Origin of the sequence: Microcoleus sp. T3_A4 (genome assembly GCF_036700465.1) — a bacterium.
Taxonomy (GTDB): domain Bacteria; phylum Cyanobacteriota; class Cyanobacteriia; order Cyanobacteriales; family Microcoleaceae; genus Microcoleus.
The window spans coordinates 1-17,192 of the sequence record NZ_JAUBOY010000031.1; the positions used below are offsets into that span (position 1 = coordinate 1).

Annotated in this window: 14 protein-coding genes; 5 read left to right on the forward strand and 9 right to left on the reverse strand. The window is 46.6% G+C overall.

Annotation, left to right across the window (positions count from 1 at the left end):
- Positions 1-107: 107 nt before the first annotated feature.
- The gene (locus QUA07_RS18120; protein ID WP_333327506.1) at positions 108-665 is read right to left on the reverse strand and encodes an NUDIX hydrolase; all 558 of its coding nucleotides are present in this window, start codon (positions 663-665) and stop codon (positions 108-110) included.
- 90 nt (positions 666-755) lie between these two features.
- On the opposite strand from QUA07_RS18120, the gene QUA07_RS18125 reads away from it, so the two are divergent.
- Both QUA07_RS18125 and QUA07_RS18130 read left to right on the forward strand, forming a co-directional pair.
- Positions 756-2,084 carry an AMIN domain-containing protein gene (locus tag QUA07_RS18125; RefSeq protein WP_333327509.1) on the forward strand — a complete coding sequence of 443 codons (1,329 nt, stop codon included), beginning with the start codon at positions 756-758 and terminating at the stop codon, positions 2,082-2,084.
- Entirely contained in the window at positions 2,074-2,379 is a 306-nt protein-coding gene (locus QUA07_RS18130) for a hypothetical protein (protein ID WP_333327512.1), read from the forward strand. Before QUA07_RS18125 ends, QUA07_RS18130 begins: the two co-directional genes overlap by 11 nt.
- A gap of 72 nt (positions 2,380-2,451) precedes the next feature.
- On the opposite strand, the gene QUA07_RS18135 is transcribed toward QUA07_RS18130, so the two are convergent.
- Positions 2,452-3,054, reverse strand: a complete 603-nt coding sequence (locus QUA07_RS18135) for a DUF3172 domain-containing protein (RefSeq protein ID WP_333327515.1) — start codon at positions 3,052-3,054, stop codon at positions 2,452-2,454.
- A gap of 291 nt (positions 3,055-3,345) precedes the next feature.
- Between QUA07_RS18135 and clpS the strand changes: the two genes are divergently transcribed.
- Positions 3,346-3,627, forward strand: coding sequence for an ATP-dependent Clp protease adapter ClpS (clpS, locus tag QUA07_RS18140; RefSeq protein WP_015178019.1), 282 nt, complete (start codon positions 3,346-3,348; stop codon positions 3,625-3,627).
- A 239-nt stretch (positions 3,628-3,866) separates the two neighbouring features.
- Here clpS and QUA07_RS18145 read toward each other — a convergent pair whose 3' ends face one another.
- Positions 3,867-4,199: an RNA-binding protein gene (locus QUA07_RS18145; protein ID WP_333035208.1), complete on the reverse strand. Its 333-nt coding sequence runs from the start codon at positions 4,197-4,199 to the stop codon at positions 3,867-3,869.
- 287 nt (positions 4,200-4,486) lie between these two features.
- On the reverse strand, positions 4,487-5,767 hold the full coding sequence (locus tag QUA07_RS18150) for a hypothetical protein (RefSeq protein WP_333081948.1): 1,281 nt from the start codon (positions 5,765-5,767) through the stop codon (positions 4,487-4,489).
- A 409-nt stretch (positions 5,768-6,176) separates the two neighbouring features.
- Here QUA07_RS18150 and QUA07_RS18155 point away from each other — a divergent pair, with 409 nt between their 5' ends.
- Positions 6,177-7,559 (forward strand): UDP-N-acetylmuramoyl-tripeptide--D-alanyl-D-alanine ligase, encoded by a 1,383-nt coding sequence (locus tag QUA07_RS18155; protein WP_333327518.1) that lies wholly within the window; start codon positions 6,177-6,179, stop codon positions 7,557-7,559.
- Between the two features lie 123 nt (positions 7,560-7,682).
- On the opposite strand, the gene QUA07_RS18160 is transcribed toward QUA07_RS18155, so the two are convergent.
- A complete protein-coding gene (locus QUA07_RS18160) occupies positions 7,683-8,117 on the reverse strand; it encodes a hypothetical protein (protein ID WP_333327521.1) in 435 nt (144 codons plus the stop codon).
- 216 nt (positions 8,118-8,333) lie between these two features.
- On the opposite strand from QUA07_RS18160, the gene QUA07_RS18165 reads away from it, so the two are divergent.
- Complete coding sequence (locus QUA07_RS18165) at positions 8,334-9,452, forward strand: HNH endonuclease (protein WP_333327524.1); 1,119 nt, start codon at positions 8,334-8,336, stop codon at positions 9,450-9,452.
- A gap of 121 nt (positions 9,453-9,573) precedes the next feature.
- On the opposite strand, the gene fusA is transcribed toward QUA07_RS18165, so the two are convergent.
- The 4 genes from fusA to tsf form a co-directional block, all read right to left on the reverse strand.
- The gene (fusA, locus tag QUA07_RS18170; protein WP_333081945.1) at positions 9,574-11,658 is read right to left on the reverse strand and encodes an elongation factor G; all 2,085 of its coding nucleotides are present in this window, start codon (positions 11,656-11,658) and stop codon (positions 9,574-9,576) included.
- 544 nt (positions 11,659-12,202) lie between these two features.
- Positions 12,203-14,716, reverse strand: a complete 2,514-nt coding sequence (gene recG / locus QUA07_RS18175) for an ATP-dependent DNA helicase RecG (RefSeq protein WP_333327528.1) — start codon at positions 14,714-14,716, stop codon at positions 12,203-12,205.
- 157 nt (positions 14,717-14,873) lie between these two features.
- The gene (locus tag QUA07_RS18180) at positions 14,874-15,809 is read right to left on the reverse strand and encodes a hypothetical protein (protein WP_333327531.1); all 936 of its coding nucleotides are present in this window, start codon (positions 15,807-15,809) and stop codon (positions 14,874-14,876) included.
- Between the two features lie 311 nt (positions 15,810-16,120).
- The gene (tsf, locus tag QUA07_RS18185) at positions 16,121-16,780 is read right to left on the reverse strand and encodes a translation elongation factor Ts (RefSeq protein ID WP_333081940.1); all 660 of its coding nucleotides are present in this window, start codon (positions 16,778-16,780) and stop codon (positions 16,121-16,123) included.
- Between the last annotated feature and the right edge of the window lie 412 nt (positions 16,781-17,192).

The window sequence follows — 17,192 nt, forward strand, 5'->3', positions numbered from 1 at the left end:
CAGGTTTTTGGTGCTGATAATTCTCTCACTGCTCTGGATTTTCTCACTCTTTCTCCTTAATAACAAAGCGCATTAAACAGCGTGTAAGGTTCCATTAACACAGCACCTTACCGCTGTTTATTAAAAAAATCTAATCCTAAAAAAATAGCTGCGATGCTTCCGGCTACACAAATTTCTCGGTTTTCTATTTTTAATGAAACTTCGGCAATGGGGACTAAAACTACTTCAATATCTTCGGTAATATCTAATTGTATTTTGCTGGCAAGTTTGACATTTTTAGCAAAGTAGAGGTAGATAGAATTGGTATCTTTTACGGGGTTATCATATAAGGTTGCTAGTTCCAAAATTTCTTCAGCAACATATCCCGTTTCTTCGGCAAGTTCTCTGGCTGCTGCCGATTTCCCGCTCTCTTCAGCAGGATTGAAAGATCCGGCAGGCAGTTCCAGCAAAATTTCCCCTACTCCGTGTCTGTATTGGCGCACTAATACAAGTTCTTGCTGCTCTGTCGTGGCAAATACGAGGGCGATATTGGGTCGAACATTAACAAAAAAGTCGTCTATAATTTGTCCGCTTGGCAATTCTATTTCATCTTGTCTAACCTGACACCACTTGTTGTTAAGAACGAAGCGCGATCGCAATAATTTCCATTTAGTTAAATTTTTCATATCGCAATAATGTTAAACTTTCAGCGTCCTCCGAAGGCCAAATTTTCCCATCCATAATCTATTTCAGATCAAAATTTTCACCCAGCCGCCATGCCATACAAAAAATTACTCACCAGATTTGGGGAAGACTTACAAAAATTGACTGTTAATTCTCTACCAGCGGGATTGTTTGCGATCGAGTCACTGAGTCTGAGTCTAGCAGTCGTCGCAGCAGTTGCGACAGTGCCGGCAACACTGGAACCAGCAAATGCTTCTACAGTCACAAGTTGGAAATTCGATCCGGCGACCAATCAGCTAGAAATTACTCTCCCAGAGGGAACAACCCCCACATATTCTCTACTCAACCCGTCTCAGATTGCTGTGGATTTGCCCAATACTGAGATCGGAGTAGATGCAACTCAGCTATACCCACAAGGTAGAGTGCGTTCTGTGGGAGTGAGTCAACTTCAACCGGGAACGGCGAGAATTCTGGTCAATTTGGCTCCTGGAGTCGGTTTCAGCGCAGGGCAAGTTCAATTCCAAAGAAGTGGGGTAGAAAATCGCTGGGTGTTGCGTCCTTCGATCGAACCGACTCCAATTATGGAAACTTCCGAAACTCAACCCCAGCCTGCAATACAAGTACCGCAAAACCAGCCACCGACAGATTCCAACTCAAATGCGGCCACAGAGGTCGATCGACCTGAATCTCCTACTTCCCCGAATCCCGCTACAAATTCTTCGCAGCCGCCAACTCCAAATGACCAAATCCGACCGCTAAGAGTGCCTTTAGTCAATGTTCGCCTTGACGAACGCCGTGGGGTACAAGCTGCTGCTCTACCCCGCCTAGACCCTCAAATAACGGCTGCTGCTGCACCCCAACAGCGGACGCTTACTTTTGGTGAACCACTTCCTCGCGGCCGCTCGAATGCTCCTTTGCAGGCTGCGACTGGGGCGAATGTCTTGTTGCCGGCGGGCACGGAGCTCAGTTTGCTATACCCCGGCGATCGGGCTTTGCGACTGGAAGCGAAGCCCAGCCGAGAGGAAGTGTTGCTGCTGCAAGGGGGAATTCTCGACGGTCTCGGTAATACGATCGTACCTGCTAATACGCCGGTCATCGGTCGGTTTGAAACAACCAACATCGGCAGTCGATTTGTGGTCGAAGCTATTAGTCTCAACGGCCGCAATATCCCTTTGGTGGCTCGCTCGGAACCCGTGGAAGGCCGACGAGCTCAGCCTTCCGATCGCAGTTTGTTGCGAAATACTGGTATTGGTGGCTTAGCTTTGTTCTTGCTGAGCGGCTTTTCTGGTATCGGTTTGTTGGCGGGAGCCGCCGGTGGTGTTGCTACAACTTACGTGGCTGCTCCTCAACCTGCTACGATTCAACCCGGTCAAATTTTGCAAGTTCAGTTAACGGAAGATTTCCCCCAGTTTGGTTTTTGAAGGAAGAAGGAAGTTCGGCAACGGATTTTGTAACGGATGTAACGGATGTAACAGATGTAACGGATGTCAGGAAGAAGGAAGTTCGGCAACGGATTTTGTAACGGATGTAACGGATGTCAGGAAGAAGGAAGAAGGAAGTTCGGCAACGGATTTTGTAACGGATGTAACGGATGTAACGGATGTAACAGATGTAACGGATGTCAGGAAGAAGGCAGAAGGCAGACTTTTTTCTTCCCTCGAACCTCTTAGTTCAATATTTTCTGAGAGCAGTTTTCCCTTGTATGAAATAAAGTAGGGACTTAGGCTTTGCCTAAATCCCTACCCCATATCTGTACTTCACTCAACTGAAAACCGCTATATCGCGGATTTAGAAATTTTGACCTTCCGTGGTTGGAGCTATCGAACCCGGTTGGTTGAGGAACAGGTTTTTAGCGCCGTCGTTTTGGTAGATACAGTTAATTTCGGGTTGAGCTTCCAGGGGGCCGGTGAAGCCAAAGGTATTCATGCGATTTTTGCAATCGCGCACTTGGTCTTGGCTGATAAGTTTTCTTTGTTCGAGAATTGCCCAGTTATTGGTTCGCAGGACGCATCCGGGGCGCATACTCGGCTGCGAGATGTAGACGTTGAAAGGGTTGAGGGTGACGTAGAGGCGCATATCTGTCACCATCGCGCTTGCTCCAAACTGCACGCAAAGTTCTGGGTTCGGGGCACTGCGATCGATAAATTCGCGGGAGGCTACGTTCTCTGGGCTAATTGTAGCTGTGGAGCTAAAGGCAATGCCAATGCCAATTCCCAGAATAAAGACGGCTGTTAAAATCCCTAGGGTGGCGGAATTGAGAAAAGAGGGTTTGCCGGACTGAGGTTGACGCCGCGACTGTCCGCCAAAGGAGCCTGGGTAGTCGGAGTCTTCATCTGCTCGGGATGGGTCGCCGCTGAATCTGTCGTTGTAGGATTTAGGTTTGCGTTTCATATAATGTTCGTTCCCTCAGTTCTGGAGACTTAACAGGTAGTAGTTTGTTATTTTTAACCGATCGCGCCTTTCTAATATTATGGCGCTAGGAAGGTGGTTGCCCAGGGCCCAGGACACCCCCTGTGGGTTTGGTGTTGGGTTCACAGCTCGCGATCGACCAAGGGGCTGCCTTGTCTGAATTTTCAGATTTCAATAAAATAGCTGAAAGTGAGATAGTCTTGCACAGCGGAGGAATCCGGCTCAAGATTGTTGACAAATTTTAACATTTTACAAGTCAGGAGGTATAGATTAGTGTCTGTCGAAATTATTCAAAAGCCTTCCACAGTCCGCAAGCTTGCACCGCGCTACCGCGTTCTGCTGCACAATGATGATTTCAATCCTATGGAGTACGTGGTGCAGACTTTGATGGCGACGGTACCGAGTCTGACTCAGCCACAGGCGGTAAATGTGATGATGGAAGCCCATACTAACGGGATGGGATTGGTGATTGTTTGCGCTCTCGAACACGCTGAGTTTTACGCTGAAACGCTCAATAATCACGGATTGAGCAGCAGCATTGAACCTGACGATTAGAACCTGACGGTACTGCAACGGATTCGCTTAGCAGGTTTCAGACTCATACCGTCAACCCTCATACCAAAAAGCCAAGGGTTAGGCCCTTGGCTTTTTGGTATATTTAATCCGGTAGAGATGGAAATTTGAAGAGCATAGGTTTTTCGGAACGGCCGGAAGTGGTTCGGAGCTAGGTGAGCTCTCGCGCCAATTTCAACTCTCCAATCTCAAATCTTTATCCGAGGAAATTAATGAGGAAATTAATAACGTCCTCCTCCGCCTCCCCCTCCTGCGCGACCAAATTTTCCAGGGCCGCCGCCCCGGTTGCCGCCACCCCGGCCGCCTTCATCTTCGCGGGGCTTAGCTTTGTTAACTTTGAGGTCGCGACCCATCCACTCTGCTCCGTCGAGAGCACTAATGGCTGCATCTTCTTCTGCATCTGTGGACATTTCTACAAAACCGAAGCCGCGGGGGCGACTGGTTTCTCTGTCGGTAGGTAGATGTACTCGCTTAACGGTTCCGTATTCGGCGAAGACGGTGGTGATGTCTTCTTGGGTAACTTGGTAGGATAAGTTACCGACGTATATCGACATGAGGAATAACTCCAAAATTTAGACAGTGCGAAGATTTCAGTTTCGGAGAGTCCCCTGCCGATACAGAAGGGCAAGTTTTTAGACAATTCTGTAGCAATGAACAAAGCCTGCAACTGAATCTGATTCACACTTGGTACTTTAACATAGAATAATGTCTTTTGAGTAGGTTTCAGGAGTTAATTAAGTCGTTCTAATTAAAGGTAAAACTTTTAGGGTATTCAGAAACCTGGTCGATGGGTGTGATGTTTTGCCTGCATTGGAAGCAGAGAAAGTTATGCCCCCCGCTCTCACCGCAGGAAAGATACATCCACCTTGCCAAAGTTGGTACTCAAAGCTAGGTTTACGTTTTCCAGGGCTTTAACTAACCACACCACGCCTTCTCGGGTACTGCATTCGTAGTGACCGAACAAAATTGCCAGCCGCTTTTCTAGGTAGGGCTTGACTTTGCCGCAAATTAGTACGATTTTCAGCAGCAAACCTGTGGTTTGGGTCGGCCCGAGGTTTGAGATCAGGTCGATGAAGACAAAGTGGTTGGGCCGCACAGGACTCTCTACTACTAAAAAGTTCAATAACTGGCTGCAAGTTCTGATCATTAAAAATTCATTAAACTTCTGATCATCGCTGTGGGGCAGGGTATTTTGTAGTTGCTTATACAATTTTTCGTTAAAGAGACGTTTGCCGTAGCGATCGTCGGTGACAGAAGAAATCAGGTATTCGTACAAGTCGTCTTTAAAGGAGCGGTAGGACTGATATGTGCTGGCGTTCGCCGTGAAACGGCCCGCTAGCTGTCTGTAAGTATCGGCTCCTTCTACTTTTCCGACAAATTGCTTGAGGGCAAAGAATAGTTCCGGGTCGGTCAACAGGGTCGGATTTTTTATAGGCTGTATATTTCTGCCGAAGGAAAGGGAGGTTTCCCGACGCGCTATGTGAGCCTTTCTCACTTGGTGGGCGACATATTGTGAGAGGTTGATCTCAAATTGCTGCTGCTTTTGAGCTTGGATTTTTTTAATGATCTTTTGCTGTTCGTAGGTGCTGTCGTCGCTGAGGAGGCAGTGTTTGTAGAGGTAAGGGTAGCGGGGAATTAAGGTTCCGAGAGCTAGGGTAGCAGGGGTTTTGCTGTTGCTGCTATCTTCATTGCTGTGAGTTATGACTTTCGCTAAGCGTTGGAGGGTGAGGTACTGTTCGCTTTCGGTAAATTGATTTACTAATTGGGGGATGGAGCCTCGCCCCCGCGATCGATTGTATCCAAATAATATTTTGGGCGCTTCTTCAAACACAGCGATCAATTCAGGGATGGCGGCTTGCTTGCTGGGGTATGTTTGCCAGCGGTTGATCAGGATGTGGCAGCAGCGGTTGAGGATGTATTTGAATTCTTGTTCGGCGTGTTCTGAGCGTGCTATTTTATCGAGTGCGTCGGCGATCGAGCGATCGGGATATCCCGTACCCTGGATAAACAATGTGCGAAAGCGGCTGATGAGTTCGGCCGGCTGCTCTCGTTGTACCAACTCCAGCCAATGCTTGTAAAGTAGCTGTTCTTCTTCGTGGCTTTGTCTGTTGTAGTCGTTCACTGTGGATTAACCCTCCGAGGGTGGGGCAGGAGCTTTCAGCGCTATTAGCTTGATGAATTGGCAAATGAATCGCAATAATTGAATCAACCAAGCTTCTCGCCGGCTGAGACTTATGGGTAGAAGCTGTCAGCAGCTTAAGCCGATCGATATTTTTTGCTTAGTTAAACTATTTATCAACACCAGCATGACATGAATTGTTGGTAATTAGCAAGGCCTTAAATCACCATCGACTGTGTAAAGTATTGGTAAAGATTGTGGGTGGGTACGGGATAATTTCTTAGTGGGCAGACGATTTAGTATTAGGATGATCAAGGTCAATCCTGATCCGCAGCCCGCTGTTAGTTAAATTTGAGGTTGGGCGGGGTAGAATTAGCTGTGAAAATAATTATTTGAAATGTGAGTGCTGGTTATGGTTTGTCGTGTAAGTATCGCCCAACTATCTGAAATTTTCAGTGTACCTTTGCCTGCTGTGTCTGAGGGCGTTTTGACAGCTTTAGGGACAGGTATTGCCACAGATACGCGCACTCTTGAGGGGGGCGAAGTATTTTTGGCGCTGCGGGGAGAGCATTTTGACGGCCATCAATTTGTGGCAAAAGCCCGGGATTTGGGGGCGATTGCGGCGATAGTCGATCGAGATTGGCAAGAGGAATTACCTAATTTTCCGCTGTTGCGCGTAGATGATACTTTAAAAGCTTATCAGTCGATCGCCCGCTGGTGGCGTGACCAATTCAGTATACCTATAGTTGCTGTTACTGGGTCTGTAGGTAAAACTACTGTTAAAGAGTTAATTGCGGCGCTTTTGTCAACGACGGGAAATGTTCTTAAAACTCTATATAACTACAACAATGAAATTGGCGTACCAAAAACTCTGTTGGAGCTTTCACCGACCCACAATTATGCTGTAATTGAAATGGGAATGCGCGGGAGTGGCGAAATTGCGCTGCTGTCGCAAATTGCGCGTCCTACTGTGGCGGTAATTACTAATGTAGGAACGGCACATATCGGGCGATTAGGATCGGAAGAGGCGATCGCCCAAGCTAAGTGCGAACTATTAGCAGAAATGCCTGCGGATAGCATTGCTATTCTAAATCACGATGGTGACAGATTAATCGCAACTGCGTCAAAAGTTTGGCAGGGAAAAACTTTAACTTATGGTTTAGAAGGCGGGGATTTGTGCGGAGAATTGCTGAATCATAATACAATGTTAATAGAAGGTGTGGAATTGCCGCTGCCGCTGGCTGGACGCCACAATGCTGTAAATTATTTAGCGGCGTTGGCGGTAGGAAAAGTGTTAGGTATTGATTGGGAAGTTTTAAAGCAAGGTTTGTCTGTGCAGTTACCGGATGGACGGGCGCGCCGCTACGATTTGCCGCAGGATATTGTGATTCTGGATGAGACTTACAATGCTGGTTTGGAGTCGATGCTGGCGGCCCTGAGACTGTTAGCAGATACTCCTGGAAAGCGCCGGATTGCGGTGTTGGGAACGATGAAGGAATTGGGCGATAGGGCGATCGAATTTCACCGACAAGTGGGAAGGGCGGCGCGAGATTTGAATCTCGATGCTTTGTTTGTTTTTGCTGATTTTGAGGAAGCGGCGGCGATGGCTGCTGGTGCGGCGGGTTTGCCTTTTGTGGAGGTAGGAGATATTACAGCCAAGGATGGGCGGGAAGATTTAGCAAAGCGGTTGTTGGGATTTGTCGAAAAGGGCGATCGTATTTTATTTAAGGCCTCTCATTCGGTGGAGTTAAATCGAGTTGTGGAGAAGTTTCGCGCTGATTTGGCTGGCGACTAATAGAAAAGAAATTTTGGGGATTTGAAATTATGCGATCGCTTCTAGTCGATCGCCGCCTCAAACTCACGTTTCGAGCGTTGATGGGTAGGGTAAGATGCCCATCTGCACCTAAGTCCCGAGGGCTCAATATTTTGATAGCCCTCTGGCCTCGATTTCGATATCGGGAGCGATCTCAATTATTGAAATTTTGGCATTTTCAACTACTGTATTTCCCATCATTGTATTGTGCATTGCCTCAAACTTAGATTCATCTTTAGTAATTCGTTCGTAGTGCAGAATTACGTGATAACGCTTTTCAATCGGCTCTCCCGAATCCGAAATTTCCACCGCGTCCCAATCTATATTTTGAGAGTCTTCGGCTTGCTGGCGGTAGCGAGAGGCTAAATGTTCTAAGGCGATCGCGATCGCGTGTTCTTTCGTTTGTCCGTAAAAATTCATGGTATCATCAGGCCGATCGCTCAGAGATGATGATATTTGACAAAGATACTGCCCGTTTGATTGAGCGCAAACGTCGATCGCAATTGTTCCAGTAGTGCGATCGGGATTTATTTGAGTCATAAGCTGTTCGGCATTTAAAAGACGATAGTAGGGTGCGTCAGTCCATAAGCGTTTCCCTTGTCCAGTAAGTATTCTAACTGACGCACCCTACAAGGCTGGAACTCACCCCAGCACAAGTTTTAGGAGCCGGGGAAGCATGACCTATTTCAGGATATGTAGAAAAAAAGCTAAAATATCGATTAGTTTTCGTTGGACTTGTCATGTCGGAGAGGAGATATGAATTCAGTTGAGGAGACCGGATTGTCACAAATCGTTGACTTGCCACTGATAGGGTCTGCTGAACAATATCTCTTCTCAGTCGAAGACAATCGAGAGCGTGCTGATAAGCTAAAAGAATTACTTGTCCCTAAGCTTAAAATAATCATTAAACAAGCTTGTGACCAAATTCACCAAGTTTATGGCACAGATGTACTCTCAGATTGTCGAATAACGACTACACCAGCTCATCGCTCTGGAGCCAAGAAAACCAAGCCATTCAAAATAGCAAGCGCTGGCTTGACTATAAAAGGAACTTGGTATTTCCAACTGAGATTCGAGTGTACTTATGATAGTTTATTTGTGAACTTTTTTGGATTAAGAGGACTAGAAGGGAATCCGATTGTTCAAGTCCTGAAGAAGCATTTGAAAGATGTTACTCAGATTTGGGAGCAGGGTGAATATGAAGTTTACTCTGAAACTATTGCACCGAAAGAAGATGAAAATTTAGAGTATGATGAGTTAATTAAGAAGCTGCAATTGGTTCCTGAACGAGAGTGGAAAGGTACTTATATTCTGAGTCCATCCCTAGTTCTTCCTATTAAAGACCTAGATGCAACTCAGCCAGTGATTGATAACTTTGTCGAACTCTTTGCTATCTTTCGTGCTGCAATAAATGTGTATCTTGGTGAGGAAGACCATTTTGAGGACTACCTAAAATGTTTGAGGGATTGGCAAAATCCGCTTCAAATTCAGGAATCTGTAACTACTACTAGATACTTTCCTGATGAAGTAGATTCAGTACAAACATTTCGTGAGGGGGCAGTACGGCAAGTTTCAGTCAACGCCTATGAACGAGAGCCTAAAGCTCGGCAAAAATGTATTGATTATTACGGTTCAAGTTGCTCTATTTGTGATTTCGATTTTGGCAGAGCTTTTGGGCAACTGGGAAAAGGTTTCATTCATGTTCATCATCTAAGACCCCTTTCAGAAATTGCAGAAGAGTATGAAATTGATCCTATAAAAGATTTGCGTCCTGTTTGCCCAAATTGTCACGCTATGATTCATCGTAGTTCACCACCATTAAGTCTTGAAGAAATCAAGATGTTGTTAAAGTCTGCTCGTGATTCTACTATCTAATATGTTTTGTTGACTTATTCTAACCGATAGTTTACAAAAATTAGATCCCCGATTTCTTCAAAAAGCGGGGATCTAATTTTTCTGTTTGACTCCAGATAGCACCTACCAGGAGTCAAATGCACTACTTCGCGGCTTGACGCTCTTTTGCCGCCTTAATCACTTCTTCAGCGATGTTATTCGGACAAGGAGCATAGTGCGAGAAGGACATGGAAAACTGACCGCGGCCAGATGTCATAGTACGCAAATCGCTAATGTAACCAAACATTTCGCTCAACGGTACATCTGCCTTGATCCGTGCTCCTGTTTGTCCTGTCTCCTGAGATTTCATCATCCCCCGGCGGCGGTTGAGGTCGCCGATCACGTCGCCCATGTAATCATCTGGAGTGAATACATCGACATTCATAATCGGTTCGAGCAACTGAGGCGCAGCTTTAGGCAGAGACTGCCGATAGGCCGCTTTGGCAGCAATTTCAAAGGCCATTGCTGACGAGTCAACGGGGTGGAAACCGCCGTCTAGTAGGGTGAATTTCAAGTCTAGGCAGGGGAATCCAGCCAAGACGCCTTTGTCGATGCAGCTTTCAAAGCCTTTTTCGACCGCTGGCCAATATTCTCTCGGCACGCTACCACCAGTCACTTTGGACTCAAACTGGAAGCCACTTCCCACCTCACCAGGCTCGATCACATAGCCAATTTTCGCAAATTGACCGGAACCACCTGATTGCTTTTTGTGGGTGTATTCGTCTTCGAGGCGCTTGGTAATCGACTCGCGGTAAGCCACTTGTGGTTCGCCGACTTCTACTTCGATGCCGTGGGTGCGCTTGAGAATGTCTACTTTGATGTCGAGGTGTAACTCGCCCATCCCCTTAAGAATCATTTCGCCGCTTTCTAGATCCGTCACCATGTGGAAGGATGGGTCTTCTTGCACCATTTTGGTGAGGGCTGCTCCCATTTTTTCTTCGCCGCCTTTTTGTTTCGGTTTGACCGAAATCGAAATAACGGGATCGGGGAATACCATCGGCTCTAGGGTGGCGGGATTTTTGGGGTCGCAGATGGTGTGTCCGGTGCGGACGTTTTTCATACCGACGATCGCCACAATGTCCCCTGCTTGGGCAGATTCAATTTCTTCGCGCGAGTTGGCGTGCATTTCCACCAAACGGCTGATCCGCTCGGTTTTGCCTGTGGCGGTGTTGAGTACGGTGTCGCCCTTGGACAACTTACCGGAGTACAGGCGCGTGAATGTTAAAGCACCGTAGCGATCGTCCATGATCTTAAACGCGAGTGCCCGCAATGGCCGATTGGGATCGACAAGGGCAAACTCGCCGGTTTCATTTCCATCGAGATCGACTTCTGGCTGTGGTGTGACTTCCATCGGGTTTGGCAGGTAGTCAACTACGGCATCGAGAACCAACTGTACGCCTTTGTTTTTAAACGATGAGCCGCAGTAGGTGGGGAAAAATGCCCGATCGCGAGTACCTTTGCGAATACAGCGCTTGAGGTCATCAATACTCGGTTCATTGCCTTCGAGATATTGTTCCATCAGAGCGTCGTCTTGCTCTACTGCCAGTTCGATCAACTGTTCGCGCCAAGTTTCGACATCATCGACCATATCGGCGGGGACATCTTTAATTTCGTAGTTCATCGGATCGCCGGAGTCATCCCAGATCCAGGCTTTGCGGGTCAGCAAATCGACTACGCCACAAAACTTTTCTTCTATGCCGATCGGCAATACCATCACCATCGGTTTAGCGCCAAGGATTTTATCAACTTGCTTGACAACGCGGTAAAAATCTGCACCGGTGCGATCGAGCTTGTTGATGTAGATGACGCGAGCGACTTTGGAATCGTTAGCGTAGCGCCAGTTGGTTTCCGATTGCGGTTCAACTCCACCCGAACCGCAGAACACACCAATGCCACCATCGAGAACCTTCAAAGAACGGTAAACCTCGATCGTAAAATCGACGTGTCCCGGGGTATCGATGATGTTGAGCTGATGCTCGTTCCAGAAGCAGGTGGTAGCAGCGGACTGAATCGTAATACCGCGCTCTTGCTCCTGTTCCATGAAGTCAGTAGTCGCCGCGCCTTCGTGAACTTCACCAATTTTGTGGATTTTACCTGTCAGTTTCAGGATTCTTTCTGTTGTGGTGGTCTTGCCAGCATCTACGTGGGCGAAGATGCCGATATTTCGATAACGAGTGAGATCTTTCATAATTACTGTTGAGATTAAATGCGACGAACCGTCGGCGACCACCTGCAAGCGTGACAAGCGAGGAATCAATGTTGCCTGGTAAGGCCAGTACAGGCCGGATTTCCGTTTCCCGGTTTCTGGCAGGACTATCTTAATTTTGACACTTCTCCGTCATTCCTGCGAAGGATTCTGGGTTTAATAAGTGCCCCAAGCCTGACAACTCATAAAAATACCCTAGACCAAGGGAAAAATCGTCTCCGAAAGTAGGTTGGGTTGAGGCACTCCTACCCAAGAAATTCGTGTTTTTGACGCTTCGCTCAACCTGATATTTTGCACCATTCTCAGCAAAACCCTATAAACTGGGTTTCTTGACAAAAAAACTATGATTTTACGTGACTTTGTGGCAAGAAACCCGCTTTCTGACATTAAATAGGCAAATGCAAATAAACCGCCCTACGGGAAGAGGGCTGGTTTGGCAGCAATAAACAGCAGGCTTTGATATATATTCGCTTAACCGGCCACTACCAAATATTATTAAAAACCTCGTTGCTGCGTTCAAAACTATCTAAGTCAAAATCGACCCACTCATCATCCGCTGATATCTCCGCTCCAATTCATCCCGCACCACCGGCCACTGATTCAAACTTTCATCATTCTCAATTACCATTTGAGCCGCCGCCCTCGCCAACTCCAAAACCTCCTGATCCTCCACCAAACTCGCCAAAGCAAAATCAGGCAAACCCGACTGCCGAGTTCCCAAAACCTGACCAGGTCCGCGCAATCTCATGTCCATTTCCGCAATAAAAAAGCCATCTTGAGATTGTTCTAAAACCTTCATTCTCTGCATAGCTTCCCCCGATTTGGAACCGGGCATTAACAAACAATAAGAACGGTTGCTGCCCCGACCGACTCGACCCCGCAACTGGTGAAGTTGCGACAGTCCAAAACGCTCCGAATTTTCAATCAGCATTACCGTGGCATTCGGCACGTCTACTCCCACTTCGACGACAGTAGTAGATACTAAAATATCAGTTTCTTTGTCTCGAAACTTAGAAATTGCTTCATCTTTGTCAGCACTGCTCATTCTACCGTGCAGCAAACCTACCTTAAACTCAGGAAATACACTTTTTTCAAGTTTTTCTTTTTCTTCAATTGCCGATCGCACATCTAACTTTTCCGACTCCTCCACCAGCGGCAGCACCACATAAACTTGACGCCCGCTCGCCACTTCCCGCCGAATCAAATCGTAAGCTTGGATGCGTTCTTTTGCCGACAGTACAGTTGTTTGAATCGCCTGCCTGCCGGGGGGAAGTTCATCAATTTGACTCACATCTAAATCCCCGTGCAGCGTCAGCGCCAGCGTCCGGGGAATGGGAGTTGCCGTCATCGTCAAAACGTGGGGAGCTTCGCCTTTTTGCTGCAATTTAGCGCGCTGGTGTACACCGAATCTGTGCTGTTCGTCAATTACCGCCAAACCCAATTTATGGAAATTCACCGTATCTTGAATTAGCGCGTGAGTTCCCACTAAAACGGGCAATTCTCCGGTTTCTAATTGGTTGTGAATTTCGCGGCGCTTGGCTATTTTTGTGGAACCAGTTAACAGTTCGACAGACAAGTGCATCAAGTTAAACCAACCTACCAATTTGCGATAGTGCTGTTCTGCCAAAACTTCTGTCGGTGCCATTAAAGCGGCTTGATAGCCGGATTGAATTGCTGCTAGCATTGCCACGACTGCTACTACAGTTTTGCCGGCGCCGACATCGCCTTGCACCAATCTATTCATCGGTTGCGACGAAGCTAAATCGTTGAGGATGTCGTTAATTACTCTTTCCTGAGCATTAGTCAAGGCAAAAGGCAATATTTCATAAAAATGTTCGATCAATTTGCCAGTCGGAATGATGACTGCACTCGCTTGAGCTTTCCTTTGGGTTTGGCGGCGCTTTAAAAGTCCTAATTGCAGGTAGAAAAATTCGTCAAAAACTAAGCGGCGGCGGGCGGCGGCCAAACAATCTCGATCGAGCGGAAAGTGAATATTAGTCACGGCATCGGCTAAACCCATTAAACCGTAACGCTCGCGCAAATCCTCTGGTAGGGATTCTGGCAACATTTTTGCCGCCGGCATTGCAGCCAAAATCGATCGCCTCACCGAACCAGCATCCACCCCCTCCGTCAGCGGATAAACTGGTATCAGGCGGCCGACTTTCATTGATTCGATCGCACCGCCGGAGTCGTCTAATACTTCTAACTCAGGATTTTCTAAAGTAATTCCATATTTACCTTGCTTCACCAACCCGGAAGCTGCCAGCACCGCACCAGTACAATACTCGCGCTTTTTAAATTCTTGCCAGCCGCGATTACTGTAGCGAGGGCCTGCAAAAAAACGACTAATTTTTATTTCTCCGGTGCGGTCTTTTAAAATTACTTCTAATATGGTTAACTTCTTATTCTTCGGGCTAGAAAAGCAATTACAGCGCTTTACTTCTGCGATTAAAGTGACAGTTTCCCCGGCTATTAGCTCGCGAATTTGTACTTGCTTTGCATAGTCGATGTGGTTGCGGGGATAGTAGTAAAGCAAGTCATATACAGTGTATAAACCCAGTTTTACCAAGCGGTTGCCGTTGGCGGGGCCGATGCCGGTGACGCGGGTTAACTGTTGGTCGAGAGTCAGGCTGGGCGGTGGCGGGGCTGTACTCAGGGGTACTGTTCGGGGAACGGAAAGTGTTGGGGCGGTTAGTTCAGAAGCGTTAGCGTTTGCGGGTCTGACTTCTCTTGCTTGTTCTTGCTGGTGGCGAGTTTCTTGTTCCCAAACTTGCTCCATTTGCCTCAGAAAACTGACCGTAATGGCGATCGAATGTTGGCGCTGTTCGAGATCTTTCTGAGGGTAGATGTCAAATTCAGCGGCTAGTTGTCTGGCTCGATCGCGCGCCGAAGCCGCCACAGAACCTGCAAGTTGTCTCAAACTCAGGCCCAGAAACTCGCTGAAGCGGTATTGACTGCCTTGGATGTCGTTAAATCCGCGATCGGCTTCTACTGAAAGAGCTTTTTGCAATCGCTGCCATTCGGGTTGGTTATTAGTCATCAGTCATTAGTAATTAGTCATTAGTTATTAGTTATTAGTCATTAGTCATTAGTCATTAGTTATTAATCATAGCTCAAGAATTCCCGACAATTGACAACTGACAACTGGCAACTGTCAACTGACAACTGTCAACTGACAACTGTCAACTGTCAACTGACTAATCTTCAAACCAACTCGATCGCCAAGCCGACTCAGCCTCCACCACAGCGAGTTCCCGCTGCTTTTTCTGGTAATCGCGGCCCAGCGAGTTCAACTTTACAGACAGGTTACGAATTTGCTGGCGCCAAGCCGAGGTTCCCGCATCGGCAAACTCTATTTCCGACAGCCGCAGTTTAATCGCTGTAATGTGCAGCGCCCTACTACCAAAGGTTGCTGCCAATTTTCGCGATGCTGATGAGGCATCGGTTTCAATGATTAAGTTTAATAAGTTCGGCGGCCCGGCAACACTATCGCCGGAGGATTCAGCTTGAGAAGCAGCTTCTAGAACCGGTTCAGGCAATTGACTCGGCAAGATTCCCGACTGTTGCAGCAAGCGGTTGCTGTCGCGAGAAAGCAGCTTGAGTATATGGGCGATCGACTTTTCAATACTATTTTGCCAGCGTGCCAAACTTTCAGGGGAATTGGCGTTTGGCAATTGATAATTTGCCAATGAAAATAGATAGTTAATGGCCGAAACTTGGTTTTTTTCCTTTTCGTCTTCTTCCTTGTCGTCTGATTTGTCTTCCTCTTCATCGAAGTCGTCTTCCTCTTCATCGAAGTCGTCTTCCTCTTCGTCTTCTTCTTCCTCTTCCTCTATTTCTTCATCTGCTTGTGATTCAGTCACCAGCGATCGCAATTTTTCCTCCGACGCCGCAGCCAAAGCCCTTACAGACTGCTGCATTTTTTGCCGCGCCTCGAAGGACAACTTGAGAAACGACTCCGGTACTGCTTGAGTGCAAAGGTGATAGCAAGCCAAAATTAACTGCTGCCGCACCGCTTGTCCCAACGCAGTTAAATAACCTTCGTAGGTACTGCTAAACTCCAACTTCAAGGCTGCTAAAGCCTCTTCGAGTCCTGCCAAATCTTGCTCTATTCGCTCTCTTGGTCGCACCATATCTCTCGTATAAAATTAAAATAGGACTTATATCATTTCCGGTTACACCAGAATGATGTTGACTGTTGACGGTTGACTGTTGACGCCGTGAACAGTGAACAGTGAACAGTGAACTCTAATTTACTATGCCGATGCTAACGGATTTGATATTACGCAAGTTTTCCATTTTTAGGCTGTCTGTAGTAGTAAGGTTTGCAGTGCCCACACTACAAATATAGTCTGTCGATAAGTCCTATAAAAATTAAAAATTAAAAATGCAAAAAATTGATTTTTCACATTTTTAATTTTTAATTCTCTATCTTAATTTGGGATTATTGAACACCCATTTGGGCTGCCACTTCATCGGCAAAGTTAGCTTCTACCTTTTCAATGCCTTCGCCCAAGACAAAACGCACGAATCGGCGCACTTGGATATTTTCTCCAATTTGGGCGATCGTTTGTTTCACCAACTCTTCCACCGAGATATTCTGATCTTTAATAAAAGGCTGATCCATCAAAGATAACTCTTTCATGCGCTTCTCAATCCGCCCTAGAACAATCTTTTCTTTGATGTTTTCCGGCTTGTTGCCCAAGTCATCTTTGCCCATTTCAATTGCCTTTTCTCTTTCGACAACTTCGGCGGGGATATCTTCAACTTTCACGTATTCCACATTCGGGCAAGCTGCAATTTGCATCGCAATATCCCGCACCAACTTTTGGAATTCTTCGCGACGTGCCACAAAATCTGTTTCGCAGTTAACTTCCACGAGCACTCCCACGCGGCCGCCCGTGTGAATGTAGCTACCTACAAGTCCTTCTGAGGCAACTCGTCCACCTTTTTTACCTGCCGAAGCCAGACCTTTTTTCCGCAGCCACTCGATGGATGTTTCCATATTGCCTTCGTTTTCAACGAGGGCTTTTTTGCAGTCCATCATGCCCGCGCCAGTTTTTTCGCGCAGTTCTTTAACAAGTTTTGCAGATATGTCCGCCATCTTCTTTAAGTTCCCAATCAAAATTAGTTATTAGTCATTAGTCATCAGTCATTAGTCATCAGTCATTAGTCACTAATTTTAATGTTAATGATTAGACCAAAGTGAATAAATACCCAGTGGATATTAGTACCGACTTTGTAAGTGTAGCGCCAGAATGAATTCTGGCCCTCACACAATGAATGCTTTTGCCAGAGCTCTACTAATGACTTAGACTCGTGCTAAGCAGTCGCCCATTTAAATTGTATATTCAGGGCGGGCGGCACGCCCACCCCACAAGACTTTAATCTTTTTTGAGATACAATTTAAATGCAGACCAGCTTATGTACAATTAAAAATTAAAAATATCCAACTAAAAATAATAATTATTTTTAATTTTCAATCTTTAATTTTTAATTTTCTGGTGTCAGATTCC